The organism is Micromonospora yongxingensis (assembly GCF_052601155.1).
On record NZ_JBQXEO010000051.1, the window covers coordinates 1 to 5,368 of the forward strand.

At 57.4% G+C, this 5,368-nt stretch carries 3 rRNA genes; all 3 read right to left on the reverse strand.

Annotated elements, in window-relative coordinates:
• Positions 1–6: 6 nt before the first annotated feature.
• A 5S ribosomal RNA gene (gene rrf, locus ACTWLT_RS31440) occupies positions 7–123 on the reverse strand.
• 83 nt (positions 124–206) lie between these two features.
• Positions 207–3,315, reverse strand: a 23S ribosomal RNA gene (locus tag ACTWLT_RS31445).
• 380 nt (positions 3,316–3,695) lie between these two features.
• Positions 3,696–5,212: ribosomal RNA gene (locus ACTWLT_RS31450) — 16S ribosomal RNA — on the reverse strand.
• The 16S, 23S and 5S rRNA genes sit together here, the layout of an rRNA operon.
• Positions 5,213–5,368 lie beyond the last annotated feature (156 nt).

The following is a 5,368-nucleotide window of genomic DNA, read 5'->3' on the forward strand; positions in this document are numbered from 1 at the left end:
AAGATTGTCCGGCGGTGTCCTACTCTCCCACACCCTCACGAGTGCAGTACCATCGGCGCTGGAGGGCTTAGCTTCCGGGTTCGGAATGTGACCGGGCGTTTCCCCTCCGCCATGACCGCCGTAACTCTATCGACATATCAAACAACACCAACACGTGGTCTGTTGTTCGTTTATCGAGAGTTGCACAGTGGACGCGTAGCAGCTTAGTAGTCAAGTCCTCGGCCTATTAGTACCGGTCAACTGAACCCGTTACCGGGCTTACATTTCCGGCCTATCAACCCAGTCGTCTAGCTGGGGGCCTTACCCCACAAAGTGGGTGGGATACCTCATCTTGAAGCAGGCTTCCCGCTTAGATGCTTTCAGCGGTTATCCCTTCCGAACGTAGCTAACCAGCCGTGCCCTTGGCAGGACAACTGGCACACCAGAGGTTCGTCCGTCCCGGTCCTCTCGTACTAGGGACAGCCCTTCTCAAGTATCCTACGCGCACGGCGGATAGGGACCGAACTGTCTCACGACGTTCTAAACCCAGCTCGCGTACCGCTTTAATGGGCGAACAGCCCAACCCTTGGGACCTGCTACAGCCCCAGGATGCGACGAGCCGACATCGAGGTGCCAAACCATCCCGTCGATATGGACTCTTGGGGAAGATCAGCCTGTTATCCCCGGGGTACCTTTTATCCGTTGAGCGACACCGCTTCCACTCGCAAGTGCCGGATCACTAGTCCCGACTTTCGTCCCTGCTCGACCTGTCAGTCTCACAGTCAAGCTCCCTTGTGTACTTGCACTCAACACCTGATTGCCAACCAGGCTGAGGGAACCTTTGGGCGCCTCCGTTACCTTTTAGGAGGCAACCGCCCCAGTTAAACTACCCACCAGACACTGTCCCTGAACCGGATAACGGTCCGAAGTTAGATACCCAAATCAACCAGAGTGGTATTTCAAGATTGCCTCCACCCATACTGGCGTATGGACTTCACCGGCTCCCACCTATCCTACACAAGCTAATTCGAGTACCAATGTCAAGCTATAGTAAAGGTCCCGGGGTCTTTCCGTCCTGCCGCGCGTAACGAGCATCTTTACTCGTACTGCAATTTCGCCGGGCCTGTGGTTGAGACAGTGGGGAAGTCGTTACGCCATTCGTGCAGGTCGGAACTTACCCGACAAGGAATTTCGCTACCTTAGGATGGTTATAGTTACCACCGCCGTTTACTGGCGCTTAAGTTCTCCGCTTCGCCCCGAAGAGCTAACAGGTCCCCTTAACGTTCCAGCACCGGGCAGGCGTCAGTCCATATACATCGAATTACTTCTTCGCATGGACCTGTGTTTTTAGTAAACAGTCGCTTCCCCCTGCTCTCTGCGGCCATACAACGCTCCACCCGCGCGGGGCTTCACGTCTCCGGCCCCCCTTCTCCCTAAGTTACGGGGGCAATTTGCCGAGTTCCTTAACCACAGTTCGCCCGATCGCCTCGGTATTCTCTACCTGACCACCTGTGTCGGTTTGGGGTACGGGCCGCTAAGAACTCGCTAGAGGCTTTTCTCGGCAGCATAGGATCACTGACTTCACCTGAATCGGCTCGGCATCACGTCTCAGCCCTAGTGTGTTGCGGATTTGCCTACAACACGGCCTACACGCTTACCCCGGCACAACCACCGGCCGGGCTCAGCTACCTTCCTGCGTCACCCCATCGCTTGACTACTACCCGTCAGGTTCCCACGCTCCCCACCATCAGCCCGAAGGCATCAGACGGTTCGGGTGGTTAGCACAACGAGGTTCGTCAGGGACGCTCTTTCGCGGGTACGGGAATATCAACCCGTTGTCCATCGACTACGCCTCTCGGCCTCGCCTTAGGTCCCGACTCACCCAGGGCGGATTAGCCTGGCCCTGGAACCCTTGGTCATCCGGCGGAAGGGTTTCTCACCCTTCTTTCGCTACTCATGCCTGCATTCTCACTCGTGCCGCGTCCACAACTGGGTCACCCCGCTGCTTCACTCGCGGCACGACGCTCCCCTACCCATCCACACACCTGCACAAGGAATCAAGTCCAAGCGAGGTTAAAATGTGAATGCCACAGCTTCGGCGGTGTGCTTGAGCCCCGCTACATTGTCGGCGCGGAACCACTTGACCAGTGAGCTATTACGCACTCTTTAAAGGGTGGCTGCTTCTAAGCCAACCTCCTGGTTGTCTATGCGACCCCACATCCTTTTCCACTTAGCACACGCTTAGGGGCCTTAGCTGGTGATCTGGGCTGTTTCCCTCTCGACTACGAAGCTTATCCCCCGCAGTCTCACTGCCGCGCTCTCACTTACCGGCATTCGGAGTTTGGCTGATTTCGGTAAGCTTGTGGGCCCCCTAGACCATCCAGTGCTCTACCTCCGGCAAGAAACACGCGACGCTGCACCTAAATGCATTTCGGGGAGAACCAGCTATCACGGAGTTTGATTGGCCTTTCACCCCTAACCACAGGTCATCCCCCAATTTTTCAACATTGGTGGGTTCGGCCCTCCACGCGGTCTTACCCGCGCTTCAGCCTGCCCATGGCTAGATCACTCCGCTTCGGGTCTAGGACACGCGACTGAATCGCCCTATTCAGACTCGCTTTCGCTACGGCTCCCCCACACGGGTTAACCTCGCCACATGCCACTAACTCGCAGGCTCATTCTTCAAAAGGCACGCCGTCACCCCGCAAGGCTCCGACGGATTGTAGGCGAACGGTTTCAGGTACTATTTCACTCCCCTCCCGGGGTACTTTTCACCATTCCCTCACGGTACTCGTCCGCTATCGGTCACCAGGAAGTATTTAGGCTTACCAGGTGGTCCTGGCAGATTCACGGCAGATTTCAGGGGTCCGCCGCTACTCGGGAACACCCACAGAAGGTCAGCAACTTTCACCTACCGGACTCTCACCGTCTACGGTCAGCCATTCCAGACTGTTCGACTAGCCACTGACTTTGTAACTTCTCGAACAAGTGTCAGCTTGTTCAGCAGGGTCCCACAACCCCAACCACGCAACCCCTGACAGGTATCACACGCAGCCGGTTTAGCCTCGATCCGCTTTCGCTCGCCACTACTCACGGAATCACTAAATTGTTTTCTCTTCCTACGGGTACTGAGATGTTTCACTTCCCCGCGTTCCCTCCACACACCCTATGTGTTCAGGTGTGGGTGACACCACATGACTGGTGCCAGGTTTCCCCATTCGGACACCCTGGGATCACAGCTTGGTTGACAGCTCCCCCAGGCCTATCGCGGCCTCCCACGTCCTTCATCGGCTCCTGGTGCCAAGGCATTCACCGTTCGCCCTTGACAACTTGACCACAAAGATGCTCGCGTCCACTGTGCAATTCTCAACAAACGACCAACCCACAACCTTTTAGCCCCACACCAAACCCGGTACGCAACCGGCGGTATGTGAGGCCAGGCCATGCCTGGCAGCCCACAGAACCTCAAAGGCTCTGCACAAGGCTCCGAAAGAAACAACCAGGGGTTGTTCTTTCAGGACCCAACAGGGTGCTTTACGCCATCCCCCAGCCGCACCAGGAGCAATCCGTTCCCACCACCCCGAAGAGCAGCTGTACTAGGTGTCCCGGCCGTTGCCGAAGAAAAACTGGCCAGTGTCTCCGCCATCTGAGCACCCCGCCACCACGATCGGGCAGCGCGGGCTCCTTACCGACTTTCGTCGGAAGGTGCTCCTTAGAAAGGAGGTGATCCAGCCGCACCTTCCGGTACGGCTACCTTGTTACGACTTCGTCCCAATCGCCAGCCCCACCTTCGACGGCTCCCTCCCACAAGGGGTTGGGCCACCGGCTTCGGGTGTTGCCGACTTTCGTGACGTGACGGGCGGTGTGTACAAGGCCCGGGAACGTATTCACCGCAGCGTTGCTGATCTGCGATTACTAGCGACTCCGACTTCACGGGGTCGAGTTGCAGACCCCGATCCGAACTGAGACCGGCTTTTTGGGATTCGCTCCACCTCACGGTATCGCAGCCCATTGTACCGGCCATTGTAGCATGCGTGAAGCCCTGGACATAAGGGGCATGATGACTTGACGTCATCCCCACCTTCCTCCGAGTTGACCCCGGCAGTCTTCGATGAGTCCCCGCCATAACGCGCTGGCAACATCGAACGAGGGTTGCGCTCGTTGCGGGACTTAACCCAACATCTCACGACACGAGCTGACGACAGCCATGCACCACCTGTGACCGCCCCCGAAGGACCTCACATCTCTGCGAGTTTTGCGGCCATGTCAAACCCAGGTAAGGTTCTTCGCGTTGCATCGAATTAATCCGCATGCTCCGCCGCTTGTGCGGGCCCCCGTCAATTCCTTTGAGTTTTAGCCTTGCGGCCGTACTCCCCAGGCGGGGCGCTTAATGCGTTAGCTGCGGCACAGGGAACCGGAGAGGCCCCCCACACCTAGCGCCCAACGTTTACAGCGTGGACTACCAGGGTATCTAATCCTGTTCGCTCCCCACGCTTTCGCTCCTCAGCGTCAGTATCGGCCCAGAGACCCGCCTTCGCCACCGGTGTTCCTCCTGATATCTGCGCATTTCACCGCTACACCAGGAATTCCAGTCTCCCCTACCGAACTCTAGCCTGCCCGTATCGACTGCAGGCCCGCGGTTGAGCCGCGGGTTTTCACAGTCGACGCGACAAGCCGCCTACGAGCTCTTTACGCCCAATAAATCCGGACAACGCTCGCACCCTACGTCTTACCGCGGCTGCTGGCACGTAGTTGGCCGGTGCTTCTTCTGCAGGTACCGTCACTCTCGCTTCGTCCCTGCTGAAAGAGGTTTACAACCCGAAGGCCGTCATCCCTCACGCGGCGTCGCTGCATCAGGCTTCCGCCCATTGTGCAATATTCCCCACTGCTGCCTCCCGTAGGAGTCTGGGCCGTGTCTCAGTCCCAGTGTGGCCGGTCGCCCTCTCAGGCCGGCTACCCGTCGTCGCCTTGGTAGGCCATTACCCCACCAACAAGCTGATAGGCCGCGAGCCCATCCCAAGCCGAAAAACTTTCCACCCCCAGCCATGCGGCCAGAAGTCATATTCGGTATTAGCCCCCGTTTCCGAGGGTTATCCCAAAGCCTGGGGCAGGTTGCTCACGTGTTACTCACCCGTTCGCCGCTCGAGTACCCCGAAGGGCCTTTCCGCTCGACTTGCATGTGTTAAGCACGCCGCCAGCGTTCGTCCTGAGCCAGGATCAAACTCTCCAACAAAAATTTGTCGAACAGCATCCTGACAACAAACAACATGTTGCCAAAGGAATCCCAACCAGCAATCCAAAAGGACCACCAGTCCGGGGTATAAATCATAATTGGCACTGGCTTATCAAGCACCCTGTTGAGTTCTCAAAGAACAACCACACACCGACC